A 20,335-nucleotide genomic window follows, 5' to 3' on the forward strand; every position below is an offset into this window, starting at 1 on the left:
TCCGGCGCGTCGGCTTCTTCAATCATCGACACGCTGGATCACCGTAAAGGACCGATCCCGTGCAAACCCGTTTCAATTTGATGACGAGAATTTTGGTGGTGGCATCTCTGGTCGTCATCGCCGCCCTCTCCGGTTTTTCAATTTACATAGACAGCCTTCAGCGCACGGCCGCCAGCGAAGCGGTCAAGGGAGAGATCGAATCCTCCGGTCTTCAGGCGTCGCAGAGTATCTCGAACTGGCTGGGCGCACGCGTCATGCTGACCGAACTTGCCGCCAATGCCGCCGCCAAGGCTGGAAATCCGGCTGGCATCAGCGGCGCCTTCGACAATCCCGTTCTGCTGCGCGAATTCATGTCCACCTATGTCGGAGACGAGCAGGGCGTCTTCACCAGCGTTCCCAATCAGCCGCTTCCGGCGGATTACGACCCGCGCAAGCGGCCCTGGTACAAGGATGCCGTGAAGGCCGACAAGCTGGTCCTGACCGATCCCTATAATGACGCCTCGACGGGCAACCTCATCATCAGCGCCGCCATGCCGGTCAAGCGCGACGGCAAGCTGTTCGGCGTTGCCGCAAGCGACTTCTCGCTCGGTTCGCTCGTCTCCATGATCAAGTCGGTCACCATGGGCGGCAAAGGTTCGGCATTCCTGGTGAAGAACGATGGAACCATTCTTGTCCATCAGGATCAGCAGCTGGTCACCAAGAAGCTCGCCGATGCCTTTCCGCAGGCAACGCCTGCGATCGGCTCCGGCATTTCCGAAACGATCTTCAACGGCAAGTCCGTCCTTGTCAGCTTCCTGCCCGTTCAAGGCTTGCCGCGCACCGACTGGTATCTCGGCGTGCAGATCGACCGCGACGCTGCTTTTGCCGGCGTCGCCAAATTCCGGATTGCTGCGACCGCCGCGACCGCTATCGGCGTCGTCGCCCTGATCGGCGTCTTGGCGATGCTGCTGTCGAGATTGGTAGTCCGCCCGGTCCTGCAGATGACGAGCGCCATGGGCAAGCTTGCCGGCGGTGACGTTTCCGCCGAAATTCCAGGAACCGATCGCAAGGATGAGCTCGGGCGCATGGCCGCGGCGGTCGCTGTCTTCAGGGACAACATGATTCAGCGTGGTCGCCTTGCGAAGGAGGCCGAAGATACGCGGATGCTGAGCGAGCAGGAGCGGCGCGACCGCGAAGCCCTCAGGGCCATTGAGGAGGAACAGATCGCTTCCGCCGTGCAGTCGCTCGCCGATGGGCTTGGCCGTCTTGCCAATGGCGATCTCGTCCATCGCATTAACGTTCCCTTTGCCGGTGATCTCGACCGCCTGAGAACCGACTTCAATACGTCGGTGGCACGGCTCCACGACGCCATGGCGACCGTCGGGCGCAATGCCCAGGCAATCGACACCGGTGCGGGAGAAATCCGCGCCGCCGCGGATAATCTTGCACGCCGCACCGAGCAACAGGCCGCTTCTGTCGAGGAGACCGCGGCAGCCCTCGAGGAAATCACGACAACGGTCAAGGATAGTGCCCGCCGGGCGGAAGAAGTCGGCCAACTCGTCACGCGAGCCCGCGGCGGCGCGGAAAAATCCGGCGAGATCGTCGAAAAGGCCGTCGGCGCCATGAACATGATCGAAAAATCCTCCGGCGAGATCTCCAACATCATCGGCGTCATCGACGACATCGCCTTCCAGACCAATCTTCTGGCGCTGAATGCCGGTGTCGAAGCAGCCCGTGCCGGCGAGGCGGGCAAGGGCTTTGCCGTGGTCGCGCAGGAAGTCCGCGAGCTCGCACAGCGCTCCGCGCAGGCGGCAAAGGAGATCAAATCCCTGATCACCGCCTCCGGCGAGCAGGTCAAGAACGGCGTTACCCTTGTTAACCAGACGGGCGAAGCGCTTGAGGTGATCGTGCGGGACGTTCAGGAGATCAACCGCAATATCGAAGCGATCGTGCGAGCCTCGCGCGAACAGTCGACAGGTCTGCAGGAGATCAATACGGCGGTCAACACCATGGATCAGGGCACGCAGCAGAACGCCGCCATGGTCGAGCAACAGACGGCCGCGAGCCACGGTCTGGCGTCGGAAGCCGCGACCTTGAACGAGCTGCTCGCACAGTTTCGCATTAGCGAGCAGGGCGCCAACGAAACACGCACCCGACGCGCGGCCTGAGGCGACAAGGTCCAAATTCAATCCGTCCGCCCGCCTTGCGAAAGCAAGAAGGCGGGCGGCAATGCTTGAGCCTATAGCGAACTAGTTCTCCAGCGCCGTCTGCTTATCCTTGACCAGCCGCGTCGGCAAATTGACGGTGACGGACAGCCCTCCGAGGCTGGAACGGGCGAGCGTTAGCTTGCCGTCATAGGCTTCGACCAGATCCTTGGCGATCGCCAGCCCGAAGCCGGTTCCGGCGATGCTTTCGTCGAGTCGCCTGCCGCGCCGGATGAAAGCCATTTCCGCATCCTCGGGCAGGCCCGGGCCATCGTCCTCGATGCACAGTTCCACGCCCTCGGGCAACTGCGACAGGCGAACCTTGACCTTGCCGGCCGTCCATTTCCTGGCATTGTCGATCAGATTGCCGGTAATGTCGGCAAAATCCGCCTCGTCGATCGCCAGCCACATCTCCGGCGGCGCCACGAGCTCGAAATCGATTTTCCGCTCGGCCGAGAGACGCCGCATGACCGAGATGATCTTCTGGAGATCGGCGCTGGCATCCATGACGCCAACGGTATGGGCGGCGGCGAGGCTTGCGCGGGTTTGCGCAAGCGTTCGCTTGATCTGCGCCTCCATCCGGCTCACCTCCGTCTGGATCGCCGCGGCCCGCTCCGACATCCCCTCTTCGGAGAGAATACGCGCGGTCGCCTCAAGCGCCGCGAGCGGGGTCTTCAGGCCATGCGCGAGATCGCCGGCGCGCGCACGCGCCTGTGTCAGTTGGGTTTCACGCGATGCGAGCAGCCCGTTGAGGTCGTCCACGAGAGGCTGTACTTCTCGCGGAAACTGACCAGTGATCTTGCGCGCGGACCGCTCCTGCACCGCCATCAGGGCCGTGCGCAGGTCATTGAGCGGCCGCAGCCCGTATCGCAGGAATACCACGACTGCCCCGATCAGGGCGACTGACAGCACGCCAAGAGAGGGCGCCATGGCATAGAAGAAGCGCCAGCGCGCCGGTGCAAGCTCGCTGTTGTCGAGCGCCATGACGATATCAACCATCTGGTCGCCCGTGGCCGAGGGGATCGAAATGGATCGTTCGACGGCGAGAAGACGGCTGCCATTTGGCCCTTTCATATCCGTCGCCCGACCGGCATCGCGAGGTCGGGCACGCAGCCAAGGCAAATTCTGCTCCCAGAGCGATTGCGAGCGCAGCTCGACAGTGCCATTGCGGCCGACCTGCCAATAGAAGCCACCATTCGGAATGCCGAAGCGGGGATCAGTCGGCGTGTCATCAAGGAAGAGCTGATTCGACGAATTGATATCGACCGCGGCGAGAAGAACGCGCAACTCCTCGTCTATCTCCGAGAGGGCGAGAGCTCTGACGGCCAGCCCGGAAATGGCATTGATGCCGACCCCCGCCAGAAAGGTTGCGACGATGATCGCCACCACGGAACCCAGCAGCAACCGCCCTCGCAGCGAGAACGGTGTCATGACGGCGGCGCCTCGCGCGGGATAATGTAGCCCTGGCCGCGCCGGGTCTCGATGACGGTGCCGTCGAACTTGCGCCTGAGGCGTGCGACAACCACTTCGAGCGCGTTCGACAGAAGCTCCGTCTCTTCGTCATAGATGCTGTCGGCGATCTGCGTTCGGGAAAGCACCGTGCCGGCATTGTGCATCAGATAGGCAAGAAGCCGGTATTCCAGCGCGGTCACCTGAACGGGCTGACCGCGGAACGAGACGGTGCGCTGGCGCGTGTCGAGCTCCAGCACGCCATTGGAAAGGATGGGAGAAGATTGCCCGGCGGCGCGGCGCATGAGGGCGCGCACGCGGGCCAGAAGCTCCTCCATACGGAAGGGCTTGGTCAGATAGTCATCGGCACCCGCATCCATGCCGTCGACCTTGTCGCGCCAGCCGTCGCGCGCCGTCAGTATGATAACAGGCATACCCCGTTTTTCTGCGCGCCAGCGCCGCAGAACCGTCAGGCCATCAAGCTTTGGAAGTCCGAGATCGAGTATGACAAGATCAAAGTGCTCGATATCGCCACGATACCAAGCTTCCTCTCCGTTGCTCACGCTCGAGACGACATAATGCTGATCCTCCAGGCAGCGGCGCATGTCCGCCACGATACTGGGCTCATCTTCAGCAATCAGAATGCGCATTCTCAGCGTCTCTCGATCACGGCAAGCGTTGCGCCGTCGAGCACTATATCACCACGTTTGCCATCCGGCTTCAACACGCGCACGGCATAGGCCTGACGCCCAGCCCGGCGAACCCGCTTGATGCGAAGCACCTTTCCCGGCATTTCGCGCGCAACGACCGCATAGATGTCGCGCAGCGGCCGCAAGCTTCCGGCATCTTCGACCAGAACACTGTTATGTACGCGACCGAATGCCTCCATGCCTGGCAAGCTTAGCGGAACCGCCACCAAGAGAACGGACAGCCAGCGGGGCCAGCCGGCTCCTCGCCCGAATATGCGCAACAATATCAATCCTTCTTTCGAGCTGGCACGCAGGGCTCGCCCTGCAGCGAACCAAGCATAGCTTTCCCAACATTACAATTCACTGACAACGCCCGTAAGAGAGCTGCAAATTGAAGGGTGTATAAGCATGAGCAGATGGCACGCTGATTGTGCCGAGTTTCGTTCCGCAGAAGTTACCATGACTATCCAGATTTCGTCGATTACCCCAAATGCCAGCCTTTCAGTTTCCTCAGGCGGCATTCGGCCTGAATTCGTCCGCAATGAAACCCTGGTGGACATCTTCAAGGCAACGGTTGCCCGCAGCCCAAACAAGACGGCACTCACGCTGATCGGAACCGACCAGGCGATGACCTATGCCGAACTGGACCGGCTTTCCGATGAGGCAGCGCGCGCGCTAAGCCGTCGCGGCATTGGTCCGGGTGACTTCGTCGGTCTGTGGTTCCAGCGTTCCCTCGAGCTACATGTCGCACTTTTGGCGATTCTCAAGGCCGGAGCTGCCTATATTCCCTTCGATGCAGCGGCCCCTGCCGACCGCGTGGCGGTTAGCCTCGCCGATTGCGGCGCGAAATGGCTGCTGACCCATGATGAAAAGGCGGCCCTTGCCCCCGAATTCGACGGCCAGACCCTGATCCTCAAGGGACTGCTCGCAGAAGACAATGATGGCATCGCGCCGCGTGCCGCCACGCATGACGATCCCGCCTATGCGATCTACACCTCCGGCTCCACGGGCAAGCCGAAGGGCATCGTCATCACGCACCGGAATATCTGCCACTATCTGCGGGCAGGCAACGATGTCCTCGGCATGGTCGAATCGGACGTCGTTCTTCAACAGGCTTCGGTCGCCTTCGATCTTTCGCTCGAGGAGATATTCGTTCCCTATCTGGTCGGCGCGACATTGAAGGTTGCGACATCTGCCGTTATGGCCGAACTCGACAGGCTCGCAGATGTACTGGAAGCAGAAAAGATCACGGTCATCGACACCGTGCCGACGCTGCTCACCATGTTGGAGCGCGATGTCGAAAGCCTGCGCGTCATCATCGTCGGCGGCGAAGCCTGCCCTCCGGCGATCGTCAGCCGCTTTTCGAAAGCCGGCCGGCGCCTGATCAATACCTACGGCCCGACCGAGACGACGGTGGTTGCAACCTACGCCGAACTCGATCCATCCCGGCCGATCACGATCGGTGGGCCGATCGCCAACACGACCGCCTATGTCGTCGACGAAAACCTGCAACTCGTGGCACGTGGCGATACCGGTGAATTGCTGATCGGCGGACCGGGTGTCGCTGCCGGCTACAGAAACCTGCCGCAGCTGACAGCCGCGAAGTTCATCGCCAATCCCTTCGCCGGTCATGACGACCCGATGCTTTACCGCAGCGGCGACGCCGTGCTGATGGACGAGGAAGGGCAGCTCCATTTCCTCGGGCGCATCGACGACCAGGTCAAGATTCGCGGCTATCGCATCGAGCTCGGCGAGATCGAAACCGTCGTGGGCGAGCTTCCCGACGTGAAGGCCGCATCCGTCGTCGTGCATCGTCCACCGGATGGCGAGGACATGCTGGTTGCCCACGTCGTTACCACGGGCAGCAGCTTCGATCGTGACAAGGCGCGCGCCGTGCTTGCAGCCAAGCTGCCGCCCTACATGGTGCCCGCCGCCTGGCATAGCCATGTCTCGCTGCCGCGCCTTCCTTCCGGCAAGATCGATCGCAAGACGCTTGCCGCCATCCCGCTGGTGGCCGATCAGCCGACCCAGGCACAAGAGCCGCCGCGCACATGGACGGAAGCACAGCTGCTTAAGGCCGCCACGGAAGCGCTTCGGCTGCGCTCCATCAGCTTCGAGGCGGATTTCTTCACCGAGCTCGGCGGCCATTCCATGCTGGCGGCCCGGTTTGTTTCCGAAGTGCGTAAGATCCCGCTGCTGGCGGGCATCGCCCTGCGCGACGTCTATGCCGGCCGCACTTTGCGCGGCATCGCGGCGATCCTGGAGCAGCGCGCGGAGCGCGCTTCCGGACAGGAGCGCAAGAATTTCGAGCCGGCTCCCTGGCGCCGGCGCTTTCTCTGCGGTCTTGCTCAGGCCGTGGTGCTACCCTTCATCGTCGCGATCGCAACGCTACAATGGATCGGCCTACTGCTCGCCTCCATCCTGCTGATCGATGACGGCGCGTCGGTCTGGAATGAGATCCTCATTCTGGGCGGCGTCTATCTGGCTCTCAATCTCGGTGAGAAGCTGGTCGTCATCGCCCTCAAATGGCTTGTCATCGGCCGCACGCGGCCCGGCGTCTATCCCTTGTGGGGCACCTATTATTTCCGCATCTGGCTGATGCAGCGCATCGTTCAGCTCACCGCTCCGAAATTCCTGAAAGGTTCGCCGCTTATCCGCGTCTATATGCGCGCACTCGGCGCCAAGGTTGGCAAGGATGCGATGATCGACGAGTTCGAGGAAGGCGCGATCGATCTTGTACGCATCGGCGCGAGATCCAGCCTCGGTGTCAAGATCAAGCTCGCCAATGTCGAAGTCATCGGCAATGAGATCCATGTCGGCACGATCGATATCGGCGAAGGCGTGCAGGTCGGCAATGGCTCCGTCATCGGCCACAACGTCAAGATCGATGACGGCGCCGTCATCGGCGATCTGACGGCGATTGCCGCCGGCACCCATGTTGAAGCCCATACGCGCTGGGATGGCTCGCCCGCCCGCCAGACCGGGCACGCCGAGCACGAAGAGATGCCCGCCCATCCGGAGCTCGGTACCGTCGGGCGCATCTTCCAGTTCGCCGCCTATTTCGTTGCCTACAATCTCAGCCTCGTCGTCGGCCTGCTGCCGATCTTCCCGGCCTTCTATCTGTTCTCCGCCGTACAGCAGATCTACGCACCCGGCTCCGATGAGGCCTTGTCCTGGGGTATGATCGCCGCGCTCTCCTGGCCGGCTGCCTTCCTGCTGATCGTCGTGTCGATGGCTGTCGTGGTTGCACTCAGATGGGTACTGTTGCCCCGCGTCGTGCCAGGTCGCTATTCCATCTTCGGCAATCTCTATTTCCGCAAATGGATCGTCGGCCTGACCACAGAGGCCATGCTGGAAACCCTGAATTCGCTCTACGCCACCGTCTTCATGCGCAATTGGTACCGCCTGATGGGGGCCAAGATCGGCAAGGGCACGGAGATCTCGGCAAACTTCGCCGGCCGCTACGACCTTATCGAAATGGGCCGCGACAACTTCATTGGCGACGAGACCATCTTCGGCGACGAGGAAATCCAGAATGGCTGGATGATACTCAAGCGCCTGAAAACAGGCGATCGCTGCTTCTTCGGCAATTCCTCCGTCATCTCCCAGGGTGCGGTGATCGAGAGCGATTCGCTCGTCGGCATCAAGACGCGCCTGCCCGATTCCCTGCACGTCAAGTCGGGCGAAACCTGGTGCGGCAGCCCCGCCTTCCAGTTCCCGACGCGCGAAAGGCTGCAGGCGGCTGCCAACACCACTTATGCACCGCCGCTCCGCATGCGCCTTGTGCGCATCCTGTTCGAGGCCATGCACACGTCGCTGCCGACCGCCATCCTCATCGTCATGGCACTCGCCATGTCCGATATGCTGGCCAGCGAAATCGACAATGGCGCTTGGGGCAGCCTTTTCTGGACGCTGATGGCTGCGGGCCTTGCCACCTCCGGCATCCTCTACCTCGTTGCCGTCGCATTCAAATGGACGCTGATTGGTACCTACAAGCCGATGAACCGGCCGATGTGGTCATGGTGGGCCATGCGCACCGAAGCCGTCGCGGTCTTCTACGGCGGTCTCGCCAGCAAGATGCTGCTCGACTATCTGCGCGGCACGCCGTTCCTGCCCTGGCTGCTCCGTCCCTTCGGCGCCAAGATCGGCCAGGGAGCATGGATCAACAGCACCGATATCTGCGAATTCGATTGTACCCATATCGGCGACCACGCCGTCCTCAATATGGGCTCCTGCCCGCAGACCCATCTCTATGAAGACCGCATCATGAAGGTCGGCCGCATCACGATCGGCGACGGCGTCTCGATCGGCTCGGGCAGCACCGTGCTTTACGAGGCCAATGTCGGCGATTTCGCTGAAATCGGACTGCTGACCCTGGTCATGAAGGGTGAGGCCATCCCGCAAGGAACGTCGTGGGTCGGCGCACCTGCCCAGGCGGTTCAAACCGAGCAGGAACCGGCTCCCGTCGCTCAGAAAGAAGCCCTGCCCTCCGCCGCGGCGTGAGCGCGGGATGACTGCCCCTCGACTAGAGGTCGTCCTGGCGGTCGCGGATGCGATCGCCATTCTCGTCCGCCCGATGCCTGGCGGACGAGCGGAGCGTGATCAGATCGCGCAAACAGCCTTGAGAACAGCCACGCAGCGGGACGATCTTTCCATCTATCGCCGACCGAGCGAGCGGCCGGCGCTGAGGCAGCCCTATCACGAGCTGGGTGTTTCGCTTTCACATCGCACCGATCTGCTGCTGGCGGGCTTTGCGCCCAATAATGCTGTCGGCGTGGATATAGAGGTCGAGGATATCAACGGCTTCGACCCAATCGCTTTTGCCGCCGACCACTTCTCGCCGAGGGAAGCGGCCGCGGTTGCCACGTTCGATAGCGCGATCGCGCTGGAAGTCTGCTACCGGCTCTGGGTCGCAAAGGAGGCCGCGCTGAAGATCAGCGGCCGCGGCATCTTCGACGGGCTGGACGAACCCGATCTGGCGACCCAACTGAACCTCCTGCGCACCGATGGCGCGACCATCCGTCTTGGCGCAGGATCGCGGCTGCCGCCAATTGCGCTCACCGTAACGCGACTTGGCGGAACCGTGGATCAAGCCGTCTATTGCGCCCTTGCCACGGATATGAACTGAACGACCATTCAGCGATGGGAAGCATTTCGGCCGGCACGACGCGGCTTGAAGCCGCGCCCCATCCATACCCGTAGATTTCACGGCCGCGGCGGCGCGTCTGCGTCTTGGCGCGAAGCAAACCAGTTTGCCAGGGTTGCACCGGAAATATTGTGCCAGACGGAGAAGATCGCGCTCGGAACGGCGGCGATCGGCGAGAAATAGGCTGTGGCCAGCGCTGCACCCAGGCCTGAATTCTGCATGCCCACTTCGATCGCCAGCGCCTTGCGCTTGTAGAAATTGAGCCCGAGCACTTTCGATGCATAATAGCCGAACAGGTAGCCGAGACCGTTGTGCAGGACGACGACGGCGAAGATCAGCAAGCCGGACTGCACGATGGCTGCCTTCGATGCACCGACGACAGCCGCAACGATCAGTACGATGCCGATGACGCTGACGAGAGGCAGGACCGGGATTGCCGCGCGAACCAGGCCGGGCACGGCCTTTTGTGCGATGACGCCAAGCAGCAGCGGCACGATGATGACCTGCACGATGCTGATGAACATCGACCAGGCATTGACAGGCAGATACTGGCTCGCGAACATCCAGACGAGGAACGGCGTGACGATGGGCGCTGCGAGCGTCGTCACACTCGTGCAGGCGACCGACAGCGCCACGTCGCCACGGGCAAGATAGGTCATGACATTGCTCGAGGTGCCGCCTGGGCAGCAGCCGACCAGAATGACGCCGGCTGCGACTTCCGGCGGCATCGGAATGATCCGCGTCAAAAGCAGTGCCAGCGCCGGCATAATGCCAAAATGTGCGATGACGCCGATCGCGACTTCATGGGGACGACGTGCCAGCTCGCGAAAATCGTCAACGGATATGGTCAGCCCCATACCGAACATGATGATGCCGAGAAGGACGACGATCCAGGGTGCGAACTGCTTGAAGACATCGGGCAGGAAAAAGCCGAGAACGGCAAACAGGATGACCCATATGGAAAAAGTCTTGCCGACGAAGGCGGAAAAGGATGCCAGGAATTTCATGGAATCTCCGGGGGGAAGGAGCATGATGATGTTCGGCCGGTCTAAACCCGGCGCATCGCGTGTCAAGGCTTCGAACCGCCCGATCCGTTCGCTTCCATCATCTAAGCAGCATAAATCCACCGAAGGGCGCGGCAAGTTTGCCTTGCAAGGAGCAAATGCATGACTGTTACCGAACCTGAACCCATGTCCCGCGGGAAGGCCATATCCTACGCGATCGGTCTGCCGCTTGGGCTGCTTGCTCTCGTCTTTTTACCTGTCGGTCGCCTCGACTGGCGGCCCGGATGGGTCTTTATTGTTTTCCTCCTGGTAATCTACGGGATCGCGATACTGGTCATGCGACGCGTGAACCCCATGATCTTCAGGGCACGCAGCCGCTTCCAGGCCGGAACCAAACGTTGGGACCTCATTCTGGTCTCGCTCATCTGCCTGGGTATGATCGCCGAAATACCGCTTGGAACCCTGGATGCCGGCAGGATGAATTGGTCGGTGATGCCAACCTCCGTCGTGATCCTGGGTTATATCCTGCTTGCGGTCGGCATTGCGCTCGGCACATGGGCGCAGGCCGTCAATCGCTTCTTTGAACCCGGTGTCCGCCTCCAGCGCGAACGCGGCCAACATGTCATCAGCAATGGTCCCTACGCCTATGTGCGCCATCCGGGCTATGTCAGCGCGATCTTGGTATTTGCAGGGCTGGCGCTGGCGCTCGGTTCCTGGTGGGCTTTAATCCCAGCCGCTTGGGCAAGCGGGGTGCTGATTCTGCGTACCAGCTGGGAGGACGCCCTGCTGCAGGCGGAACTCGAGGGTTATGCCGATTATGCCGGGCGCGTGCGGTTCCGATTGCTGCCGGGTGTGTGGTAATGCTCGATTTCGGCCGGCGCTAGGCTTTGCCATGCCATAGAGAGAGGAGGCCACCGGCCCCTCCTTTCAATGGATCCCTTGCGGGCACGCCAAGTTTTTCGATCATCGCCTGCTGCTTGGCCGTGGGCATTTCCCGGCAGAGATCGGCCTCCTGACCGGGAGGATAGCCGCCGATCACGAGCAGGTCTTCGCTCGCCTCCAGCCGGCAATGGCCGGTTCCGGCCGGTAGCAGCAGGGCATCGCCGGCCTCGACCGTGATTTCCTTGCCGCTGGGTCCGCCGATCATCAGCCGGGCCCGACCTGCCGCAACGCCCAATATTTCGTGCGCCGTGGAATGAAAATGGTGAAAGGGATAGACGCCATTTCGCCAGAGGCCGCCCCAGCCATTGGTTCGAAAGAGCCGTTCGAAACTCTCAGCTCGGTCGGGGCCATCGAGCACCTGCCGATAGACGATCACAGGAAATCGCTGATTATTCGGGATCCAGCCGGACTGCTCGAATTTGATTGCCTGCTCCATCCGATCTCTCCCTGTAGATTTCCATCATAACCGCGGGATCGCGCTGCGGTTCCCACAAAGCCGGGGAACGATTGCCTGCGGCTGGGGTTTGGAAACGGGCGTTCCGATCAACGATACAGCGAAAGGATAGATCATGCCTTCCATCAATTCCGCACATATCCTCATTCTGGCGACCGACGGCTACGAACGTTCAGAACTTCGCGTTCCCCTCGACGAACTCAGGAAGCGTGGCGCCGATGTCAAGGTTGCCTCCATCAAGAAGGACAGCATCAAGAGCTGGGACAAGACCGATTGGGGCGACAGCGTTGAGGTCGATATCATCGCTAAGGATGTCGACGTGAACCAGTTCGATGCGCTGGTGCTGCCGGGTGGCCAGATCAATCCCGACAAGCTGCGCATGGATGGCGATGCCATGCGGGTCGTCCGTGATTTCCTGAATTCCGGCAAGGTGGTCGCCGCCATATGCCACGCGCCCTGGCTGCTCGCTGAAGCCGACGCGTTGCGTGGGCGCCAGGCAACCTCCTACTGGTCCATCAAGACGGACGTCAAAAATGCCGGCGCAACCTGGAAGGACGAAAAGGTCGTGACTGATGAAGGCATCATCACATCTAGGTCGCCCGACGATCTTCCCGCCTTCGTAGACAAGATCGTCGAGGAGGTTCAGGAGGGCCGGCACCACCGGCGCGTAGCCTGACCACCCGATCCCTGCGAAACTTGCCAAGCCCCGACAGCATCTGCCGGGGCTTTCGCATCCTTTCCCTGTAGCAGAACGATAGCTCAGCCAATCCGCATATTGACTGGTCGCGCTTGCTTTGATCTGTTGGCTGAACATGACGATGCCTGATGCCCGCCGGAGGTAGACGGATATCGGGGAGGAAAGCAGGGCATGACGATGGAGGCTGTGAGGGCGGTCAGCCTGAAACAGGTGGCGATTTCCTTTGAAATGGCCGGCAAGACACGGTTCGACGCCGTAGCGGCGACCAATCTGAATGTTGAGGCGCATGAGTTCGTGGCTATTGTCGGCCCGACGGGCTGCGGCAAATCCACACTTCTCAATGCGACGGCGGGGCTTTTGACGCCCGCGTCAGGGACGGTCGAAGTCTTCGGCCAGCCCCTGAAATCCATCAACCGCCAGGCAGGCTATCTCTTCCAGCAGGATTCGCTGATGCCATGGAAAACGGTTCTCGAGAATGTTGCGATCGGACTAGAGATCACGGGAACGGATACTGCCGAGGCAAGAAGGATTGCGCGGGATTGGTTGGGACGCGTCGGCCTTGCCACATTTGCCGATCGTTTCCCGCGCATGCTCTCGGGCGGCCAACGCAAGCGGGTCGGTCTTGCCCAGGTGCTCATCCGCAATCCCAAACTGCTCCTGATGGACGAACCATTCGGTCCGCTCGATGCGCAGACCCGCCTGATCATGGGCGACCTCCTGCTGAAACTCTGGTCCGAGGACCGCAAAGCCGTGATGTTCGTCACGCACGATCTCGATGAGGCGATCGCCCTTGCCGACCGTGTCGTCATCATGTCCGCCGGTCCGAAGTCCCGCATTATCGGTGACTTCAAGGTGCCGCTGGAACGGCCTCGCGAAATCGGCGAGATCCGGCACGATCCCGTTTTCAACCAGCTTCATCGTGATATCTGGCAGGCGCTGCGCGACGAGGTGATGACCGCCTATCGCCAGAGCAGCGGAGAGATCGCATGAACCGCTCCCTCCTTCTCCTGCTACAGATCCTGGTGGCGCTGGTCATTCTGGTCCTCTGGCATCTGGCGACGAATACCGGCCTCTTCGGCAATCCGAAGACCATATCCTTCTTCTTTGCCGATCCGCTCAAGGTCGCGCAACGTGTGATCCAATGGTTCGCCAGCGGATCGATCTGGTATCATCTCTGGATCACGCTATCGGAATCGATCCTGGCCTTCCTGCTCGGCGCCTTCGGCGGCGTCGTCTTCGGCTTCTGGTTCGCCCGCCGGCCGCTGATCGCGGCAGTCTTCGACCCTTATGTGAAGGCGGCGAATGCACTGCCCCGTGTCGTGCTGGCACCGATCTTCGCGTTGTGGTTCGGCCTCGGCATCTGGTCCAAGGTGGCGCTCGGCATCACGCTCGTCTTCTTCATCGTCTTTTTCAACGTCTACCAGGGTGTCAAGGAAGTCAGCCAGCCGGTGCTGTCCAATGCCCGCATGCTTGGAATGAACGAGCGGCAGCTGCTGCGCCATGTCTATCTGCCCTCCGCGCTTTCCTGGGTGTTTTCCAGCCTGCATACTTCGGTCGGCTTTGCCGTTGTCGGTGCGGTCGTCGGCGAATATCTCGGTTCCGCCGCTGGTCTCGGCTACCTCATCCAGCAGGCCGAGGGTGTCTTTGATGTGACGGGCGTCTTTGCGGGCATGGCGGTTCTGACCGCTTTCGTCCTGCTGGTGGATTGGGTCATGACGATGGTCGAACGACGGCTGCTTGCCTGGCGCGGCCAGTAGCGCAACGAAACGGAGACGTGGAGGAAAAACTATGGAACGCAGGACATTTCTGATCGGGACCGCGAGCTTTGGAATCGGCGCTTCGCTTGCGGGGATTCTGCCGGCGGTGGCGCAGGATGCGAAGCCGGAAAAGCCGGACCTGTTGATCGGCGTCGGCGGCAAGCCGCTGCTCTATTATCTGCCCCTGACGATCGCCGAACGGAAGGGCTTCTTCAAGGAAGAGGGTCTCAACGTCACCATCAATGATTTCGCCGGCGGTTCGAAGTCGCTGGAGGGACTGATCGGCGGCTCCCTCGATGTCGTCGCCGGCGCCTATGAACATACGATCCGCATGCAGAACAAGGGTCAGGATATCGTCGCGATCTGCAATCTTGGCCGCTTCCCCGGCATCGTCATCGCCGTGCGCAAGGACCTCGCCGGCGAGATCAAGTCGATGGCGGACATGAAGGGCCGCAAGATCGGCGTCACCGCGCCAGGCTCCTCGACGGCGCTCATGTTCCAATATGCCATGCTGAAGAACGGACTGAAGACGGACGATGCGTCGCTGATCGGCGTCGGCGGCGGGGCCGGCGCCGTTGCCGCGGTCAAGAGCGGTCAGATCGACGGCCTTTCCCATCTCGATCCGGTCATCGCGCAGTTGCAGTATGATGGCGACGTCACGGTGCTTCTGGATACACGCACCGAGGCCGGTACACGTGCGCTTTTCGGTGGTCCGAACCCGGCCGCGACCGTCTACATCAAGCGCGAATTTGCGAAAGAGAACCCAATCACCACGCAAAAGACGGTCAACGCCTTCATGAAGGCCCTGAAATGGATCGCGACAGCAAGCCCCGAAGATGCCGCCGGCGTCGTTCCGGAGGAATATCTGCTCGGCAATCGTGACCTCTACATGCAGGCATTCAAGAATTCCAAGGAAATGTATTCCCCGGACGGCATGGTCACACCGGAAGGCTATAAGTCCATGATGGGCGTGTTGAAGACGCTCGATCCCGAACTCGCCAATGCCGACGTACCCTTCGAGAAGACATTCGATCCGACTTTCGCCAAGGCTGCAAAGATCTGACCGAAGCAATGGGTCTGCCCGGCGGTTGACCGGGCACATCCATATCCTGTCGGCTCCCGGGCTAGCGAACCAAAATCCCTATCAGATCGGCGAGCGTCGGTGGGCCGGCGTGATGCTGGTGGCGAAGGCTCTCCCGCCTTATGGATCCAGCCCGCTGCTGTCTTTGCACGTCAAGCGATCATAACGGCAACTAAAAGCTTCCATCCCTCTCGAAAAAATCAACCAGGCGCCTAGATCACGCATGGTAATGTGATCTAAGGTGTAACGAGGTTTTATTGCCCGTGCCTTTCGGCGGCTTCATTCGTCGTCAAACGCCGGGATTCAAGCGGAAATCTATGGAGCACCAACGGCATGGCTTCACTTGCCAAACTGTTTCGAGCGCCCTTCCTAATTGCCTTATTTATCCTTTCCTGCGGGATTTCCGTTGCCTGGGCCGATGATGCCGGTCAATCATCAGGTGGGGCTCAGCTCCCGCGACCGACGAGCAGCTATAGAGCGACGGCGACGGAAAATATCCGCAATACATCAACTCAATGGTTATGGAGACGATGAAAATATCAACCTGAGGCTAAACAAAAATGAATCAGTGGGTGTGTGGGACGGACAGACCTTTTATGACGAGCTCGACGGCACCAACAGACCAGACCGTGACCTCACCATAGCCGATAGCGTCTCGCTCCGGATTTGCCCCGGAACGACGAACTTGGCCAGGCGCAGATAGCGAAGTCACTTGCTTGCCACCGCGACAAGCCTCGGCGTTCTGGAACGGTCGATCCTGTCGATTTTACCGCCGCGGCCATCGGCAGCGCGATCATATTTATGCAGCTAACGGTGGAATATCTCTACGTCAGGTATGATTAGTAATCTCATTGTCATATGACGATAGCGAAAACCTGATACGGCGTTGACAGGCGCACCAGCCAACTACCCTATTCCGTAAAGCAACACACGGGGGAAAAATATGATCGGCACACGATATCAGATCAAGGCGGGCGATACGCTCTGGTCTATCGCCCACGAACATCTCGGCCATGGTGCGCAATGGCCGCGTATCTGGCGCTATAACAACCGCCGCGATGTCATTCGCACCACCGGACATGGAATCCCCGATCCGGATTTGATCCATACCGGCAGCACAATTTTGATCCCCGTTCTGCCAGGTCAGCGCGAGCATGGCAGCAACGGCCATAACCATACACCGCATATTTCGCAGCATCATAATCCCTCGACATCCGCCGCCACTTCGGCGCCGCATTCAGCCTCGCCGCAGCCGCTTCGCACCGGCAACCCGGCTACGGAACTGAAGAAGGAGTTGCCGCACGTCTATTCGCCGATCTCGATCAAGTACCGCTTGAATGATCTGACAATGCCCGTCATTGAGACCCCGACGGCGACAATCGAGTTCCGCATGACCGGCGATGTCGTCCTGATGACGGACAAGCGCTACCCGGCGACCTATGTGAGCAATGGCGGACGGCTGGAAACGCAGATTTCGCAGCAGGCCAACGTCGCTTTCGGCCAGCTCATTGGCGACACCCGCTTCATCTACGATTCGAAGAAAAAGGAAGTGACAGTGCGCTCGATGCTGGTCAGCCAGAGCACGACGCCCAACGCGGCCGCCACCGCGGTTGGCGTCGAGTTCAGCTCCGGCAGCCCGATCCCGAAGCTGCGTGCCGAGGTCCGCTTCCCCAAGCTGCAGGGCAGGATCGGCCCGTTCCACTATGTCGCGATGAGCGTGGCCTTTGTGATTCTGATCACGCCTAAAGCACAGATTCCTCCGTCTGCGCCTTCGCCGCAGGCCGTGCGTGACGCGGTGCGTATCCGCGAGCCCGATGAAGGAACAAACTGGAGCCGCGTCATCGGCACCGGCCTGGTCATCGGCGCTGGCGTCATTGTCGTCGGCACCCTCGTCGAGGATTTCTTCTCCGGCGGCGTCGGCGTCGCCGATGATCCGGCCTCCTTCGCGGCCGCCGGCGCCTCGCTGACGCGCGGCCTCGCCATGCTTCGGGGTGCGGCCATCACAGCCCTGCCACGCGCCGCGGTTCCAGCCGCCGTGCATGTCGGCGCCCGGGTTGGACTGGCACATTGATTGTCTCACGGCGTCTTCTACTTGGCGCAGCGGTGGTTCTGGCCGGGAGCGGTTCCTACCTTCTCGGCCGATCTACACCGAAAGAGGATACCATTGCCGATGCTGATGCTTATGCGGCCAAGCTTGGCCAGCAACAGGGCCTGACGATCGGCTTTGGCGATCCGTCAACCTTCTACGTGCCACCCTATCTACCCGCCGACGCGCCGGTAGAGGGCGTCGTGTTGAGCCCTGCCGACCATACCGCCGTGAAGGACTCGCTGCGCGGCATTGCCAGGGCTTTCGAAGCTTATCCGGATCAATGTCTCGGCCGGATCATCAAGGCGATCTTCATCGCCGGCAAGATTTTGATCGACGGCGCCGAAGCGGGCGGCACCTATGGGCAGGACTGGATATTTCTCGCCGCACCCTCCAACGTATCGGCCGAGACGCGTCAGCTGACCGCGGAGCTTGGCGTGCACCACGAAACAAGTTCCTTCATTTGGCTCCGCAATGATGCCCTGCAACGGTCCTTCACCGCGCTCGAGCCAGCCGGGTGGCAATTTCAGAACAGTGCGACCGATCAGATCGCTCGCAATGGCCAGACCGCTCCACCGGTGGAAACCGGCTTTCTCTCCGCCTATGGCGCGACGACCTCGGAGAATGACTTCAATACCTATGCAGAGATCGTGTTTTCCGATCCGGAGCGTCTGATAAAGCTGGCCGAAAGCTTACCGGTCATTGCAAAAAAGCTCGCGCTGACACTCGATTCCTACATCGCCGTCGACGAGCGGCTGCGCGAGACCTTCGCTCGCAACGGCCTGCTGAAAGCGGCCGTGCGATAGACCGGCCGATCGCCTCACCGCCATCGCGATGAAGATGGCAGTCGATGCCGCGCCGAGATGCGGCATCGATCTGATATCACATTACGTGGAGATCGTTTCGTCGCTTACTGTTGCGCAGGTGCGGCTTTCTGAATCTTATCCTGGACTTTCTTAACGAGTACAGGATCCTTCTTTGCAGCCGTTAGAATTGCGTTGTATTCGTCTACCGACATCCCAGGAGAGGTCTGAACGGCCTGCACCATCTGCTTGCTTGCCTCGGTCTGCAGCTGTTGTTTCGCGGTCGGATCCTGTGTCGCGCCGATCTTGGCCGAATATTCCTGCCTGATCTTATCCACCTGGAGATAAGCGACCGCAAAAGCCTCTATTTTTTGATCGCTGACCGTGGGAGCGGCAGCATTGCTATCGGGCTGTTGTGCTTGAGCAGGCTGCTGCTCCTGTGTTGCTTGCTGTGCGAAGGCTTGATTGCTGAGAACCATCAGGCTCAAGGCTGCAGCGGTCAACGATACAGCGGGCATATGACGAATCATCATCTCAATTCCTCTTGGTCGTGCGGGGGGAACACCTCTTTGATGGCGTAGAGCGAAATTTGGCATACCATATTGGATTCAGCCGCCGGTTAGGGTCGAGGAACGATCCGGCGGCAATGTGGCCGTCAAACGTTTTCTATGAGGCAATAGCATGGCGATCCCCTGACCATGACGCGGCAGCTTCATGGCGATTGCTATCGCGTATCCATGACGTCATTGGTCTAAAGAATCGGGCGGTGTGACAGGCGGACCGCTGATTACACGGCCACTACGCCTCTCCGCGAGACGAAGCAGCCGTGATCCTTGTCCCTCATCGGGGATGGGTGACGATTTCGACCCAGTTCGCGCGATGTCGACGGAATAATAGTCGATTAGCATGAGCACGCCATTTGACTAGTCCATGGCATGGATGAATGTCTGGAACACACATGTGTCGACGCAAGCATCGCCGAGGTGGCCATCATGTCGGTAGAAATTCGAGACGGCAAGCTAATCACGAGTATCTTCCCCCCGCAAAGCGGGATCGCCGGCATTGCCGACGATCGTTCGCATGTGCCTGGCTGAGCCTCACGCGGCCTTGGCCGCCTCGATGATCTTTGCGAGCGCTGCCAGTTCCTCCGGCGTCAGATCGGTCAGCGGTGGGCGCACAGGACCTGGATCCTTGCCGAGAACATGCAAGCCGGCCTTGATGATCGAGACCGCATAGCCCTTCTTTCGATTGCGCAGGGCGACGAACGGGAAGAAGAAGCCCGTGAGGATTTCATCGACCGTTGCCTGATCTCCGCCCCGCAACGCGCTGTAGAAACGCTGGGCAAGCGCGGGAATGAAATTGAAGACGGCGGAGGAATAGGTCGTGACGCCTGCGGCGAAATAGGCTTGGGCATAGACTTCATGGGTCGGCATGCCGCCGACATAGACGAGACGGTCCTTGAGGGTCGTGGTGATCTCGATCACCTTGTCGACCTCACCGACCCCGTCCTTGTAGCCGATGAGATTGGGGCACTCGTCGGTAAGCCGTGCGATGCTGTCGGCGCTGAGCACCGCATTGTCACGGTTGTAAACGATGACGCCTATTCCGACGGATTGGCATACAGCCTTGACATGAGCGATCAGGCCGGCCTGTTCGGCGAACATGAGATAAGGCGGCAGGAGCAGCAAACCGTCCGCCCCCGCCTTCTCGGCTGCCTTGGCGATCTCGATGGCAAGCGACGTGCCATAGCCCGTCCCTGAGATGATCGGCGTATTGCCCGCGGATGCCTTTGCGGCGCGAACGACCTGCGGGATTTCGGCGGGATTGAGGGAGAAGAACTCGCCGGTTCCGCCGGCGGCGAAAAGAGCGGCGGCATCATAGCCTGCCAGCCACTCGACATGGCGGCGGTACTTCGCCTCGTCGAATTTGAGGTCGCTGTCGAAATGAGTGACGGGAAAGGACAGCAGACCGCTGCCAACCGCCTTTTTCAGTTCAATCGGGTTCATATCGGAATCCTGTTATCGATTGGTAGGGGCGATGGGTC

General features: G+C 60.6%; 17 protein-coding genes. 10 read left to right on the forward strand and 7 right to left on the reverse strand.

Annotation, left to right across the window (positions count from 1 at the left end; all coding sequences use genetic code 11):
- The first annotated feature begins 80 nt into the window (after nucleotides 1-80).
- A complete protein-coding gene (mcpU, locus tag AC13RC_RS07910; RefSeq protein WP_113353206.1) occupies nucleotides 81-2,147 on the forward strand; it encodes a methyl-accepting chemotaxis protein McpU in 2,067 nt (688 codons plus the stop codon).
- 81 nt (nucleotides 2,148-2,228) lie between these two features.
- On the opposite strand, the gene AC13RC_RS07915 is transcribed toward mcpU, so the two are convergent.
- From AC13RC_RS07915 to AC13RC_RS07925, 3 genes are read right to left on the reverse strand one after another with little or no spacing between them, the layout of a single operon-like run.
- The gene (locus AC13RC_RS07915; protein ID WP_113353207.1) at nucleotides 2,229-3,614 is read right to left on the reverse strand and encodes an ATP-binding protein; all 1,386 of its coding nucleotides are present in this window, start codon (nucleotides 3,612-3,614) and stop codon (nucleotides 2,229-2,231) included.
- Nucleotides 3,611-4,282 (reverse strand): response regulator transcription factor, encoded by a 672-nt coding sequence (locus AC13RC_RS07920; RefSeq protein ID WP_113353208.1) that lies wholly within the window; start codon nucleotides 4,280-4,282, stop codon nucleotides 3,611-3,613. Before AC13RC_RS07920 ends, AC13RC_RS07915 begins: the two co-directional genes overlap by 4 nt.
- Before the next feature lie 2 nt (nucleotides 4,283-4,284).
- Nucleotides 4,285-4,602 carry a PepSY domain-containing protein gene (locus AC13RC_RS07925; RefSeq protein ID WP_488556863.1) on the reverse strand — a complete coding sequence of 106 codons (318 nt, stop codon included), beginning with the start codon at nucleotides 4,600-4,602 and terminating at the stop codon, nucleotides 4,285-4,287.
- 178 nt (nucleotides 4,603-4,780) lie between these two features.
- Here AC13RC_RS07925 and AC13RC_RS07930 point away from each other — a divergent pair, with 178 nt between their 5' ends.
- Nucleotides 4,781-8,824 (forward strand): Pls/PosA family non-ribosomal peptide synthetase, encoded by a 4,044-nt coding sequence (locus tag AC13RC_RS07930; protein WP_113388738.1) that lies wholly within the window; start codon nucleotides 4,781-4,783, stop codon nucleotides 8,822-8,824.
- Nucleotides 8,825-8,831: 7 nt separating this feature from the next.
- The gene (locus tag AC13RC_RS07935) at nucleotides 8,832-9,449 is read left to right on the forward strand and encodes a 4'-phosphopantetheinyl transferase superfamily protein (RefSeq protein ID WP_113353210.1); all 618 of its coding nucleotides are present in this window, start codon (nucleotides 8,832-8,834) and stop codon (nucleotides 9,447-9,449) included.
- 77 nt (nucleotides 9,450-9,526) lie between these two features.
- On the opposite strand, the gene AC13RC_RS07940 is transcribed toward AC13RC_RS07935, so the two are convergent.
- The gene (locus AC13RC_RS07940; protein ID WP_113353211.1) at nucleotides 9,527-10,474 is read right to left on the reverse strand and encodes a bile acid:sodium symporter family protein; all 948 of its coding nucleotides are present in this window, start codon (nucleotides 10,472-10,474) and stop codon (nucleotides 9,527-9,529) included.
- Between the two features lie 159 nt (nucleotides 10,475-10,633).
- Here AC13RC_RS07940 and AC13RC_RS07945 point away from each other — a divergent pair, with 159 nt between their 5' ends.
- Nucleotides 10,634-11,332 carry a methyltransferase family protein gene (locus AC13RC_RS07945; protein ID WP_488556864.1) on the forward strand — a complete coding sequence of 233 codons (699 nt, stop codon included), beginning with the start codon at nucleotides 10,634-10,636 and terminating at the stop codon, nucleotides 11,330-11,332.
- Between the two features lie 19 nt (nucleotides 11,333-11,351).
- Here AC13RC_RS07945 and AC13RC_RS07950 read toward each other — a convergent pair whose 3' ends face one another.
- Nucleotides 11,352-11,849, reverse strand: a complete 498-nt coding sequence (locus AC13RC_RS07950; RefSeq protein ID WP_113353213.1) for a cupin domain-containing protein — start codon at nucleotides 11,847-11,849, stop codon at nucleotides 11,352-11,354.
- Nucleotides 11,850-11,982: 133 nt separating this feature from the next.
- Here AC13RC_RS07950 and AC13RC_RS07955 point away from each other — a divergent pair, with 133 nt between their 5' ends.
- The 6 genes from AC13RC_RS07955 (at nucleotide 11,983) to AC13RC_RS07980 (ending at nucleotide 18,294) form a co-directional block, all read left to right on the forward strand.
- Complete coding sequence (locus AC13RC_RS07955) at nucleotides 11,983-12,543, forward strand: DJ-1/PfpI/YhbO family deglycase/protease (RefSeq protein ID WP_113353214.1); 561 nt, start codon at nucleotides 11,983-11,985, stop codon at nucleotides 12,541-12,543.
- Nucleotides 12,544-12,735: 192 nt separating this feature from the next.
- Nucleotides 12,736-13,554: an ABC transporter ATP-binding protein gene (locus AC13RC_RS07960; protein ID WP_113353215.1), complete on the forward strand. Its 819-nt coding sequence runs from the start codon at nucleotides 12,736-12,738 to the stop codon at nucleotides 13,552-13,554.
- The gene (locus tag AC13RC_RS07965) at nucleotides 13,551-14,321 is read left to right on the forward strand and encodes an ABC transporter permease (protein WP_113353216.1); all 771 of its coding nucleotides are present in this window, start codon (nucleotides 13,551-13,553) and stop codon (nucleotides 14,319-14,321) included. Before AC13RC_RS07960 ends, AC13RC_RS07965 begins: the two co-directional genes overlap by 4 nt.
- 31 nt (nucleotides 14,322-14,352) lie before the next feature.
- Entirely contained in the window at nucleotides 14,353-15,384 is a 1,032-nt protein-coding gene (locus AC13RC_RS07970) for an ABC transporter substrate-binding protein (RefSeq protein ID WP_113353217.1), read from the forward strand.
- Between the two features lie 961 nt (nucleotides 15,385-16,345).
- Nucleotides 16,346-17,473: a LysM peptidoglycan-binding domain-containing protein gene (locus AC13RC_RS07975; protein WP_113353218.1), complete on the forward strand. Its 1,128-nt coding sequence runs from the start codon at nucleotides 16,346-16,348 to the stop codon at nucleotides 17,471-17,473.
- Nucleotides 17,470-18,294, forward strand: a complete 825-nt coding sequence (locus tag AC13RC_RS07980; RefSeq protein ID WP_152095135.1) for a hypothetical protein — start codon at nucleotides 17,470-17,472, stop codon at nucleotides 18,292-18,294. Before AC13RC_RS07975 ends, AC13RC_RS07980 begins: the two co-directional genes overlap by 4 nt.
- 104 nt (nucleotides 18,295-18,398) lie before the next feature.
- Here the strand turns inward: AC13RC_RS07980 and AC13RC_RS07985 are convergent, their stop codons facing one another.
- Both AC13RC_RS07985 and kdgD read right to left on the reverse strand, forming a co-directional pair.
- The gene (locus AC13RC_RS07985) at nucleotides 18,399-18,824 is read right to left on the reverse strand and encodes a DUF4168 domain-containing protein (protein ID WP_113353220.1); all 426 of its coding nucleotides are present in this window, start codon (nucleotides 18,822-18,824) and stop codon (nucleotides 18,399-18,401) included.
- A gap of 564 nt (nucleotides 18,825-19,388) precedes the next feature.
- Nucleotides 19,389-20,297, reverse strand: a complete 909-nt coding sequence (gene kdgD, locus AC13RC_RS07990) for a 5-dehydro-4-deoxyglucarate dehydratase (RefSeq protein WP_113388740.1) — start codon at nucleotides 20,295-20,297, stop codon at nucleotides 19,389-19,391.
- Nucleotides 20,298-20,335: the final 38 nt, after the last annotated feature.

It is taken from the genome of Martinezella sp. CNPSo 3890 (assembly GCF_057784455.1).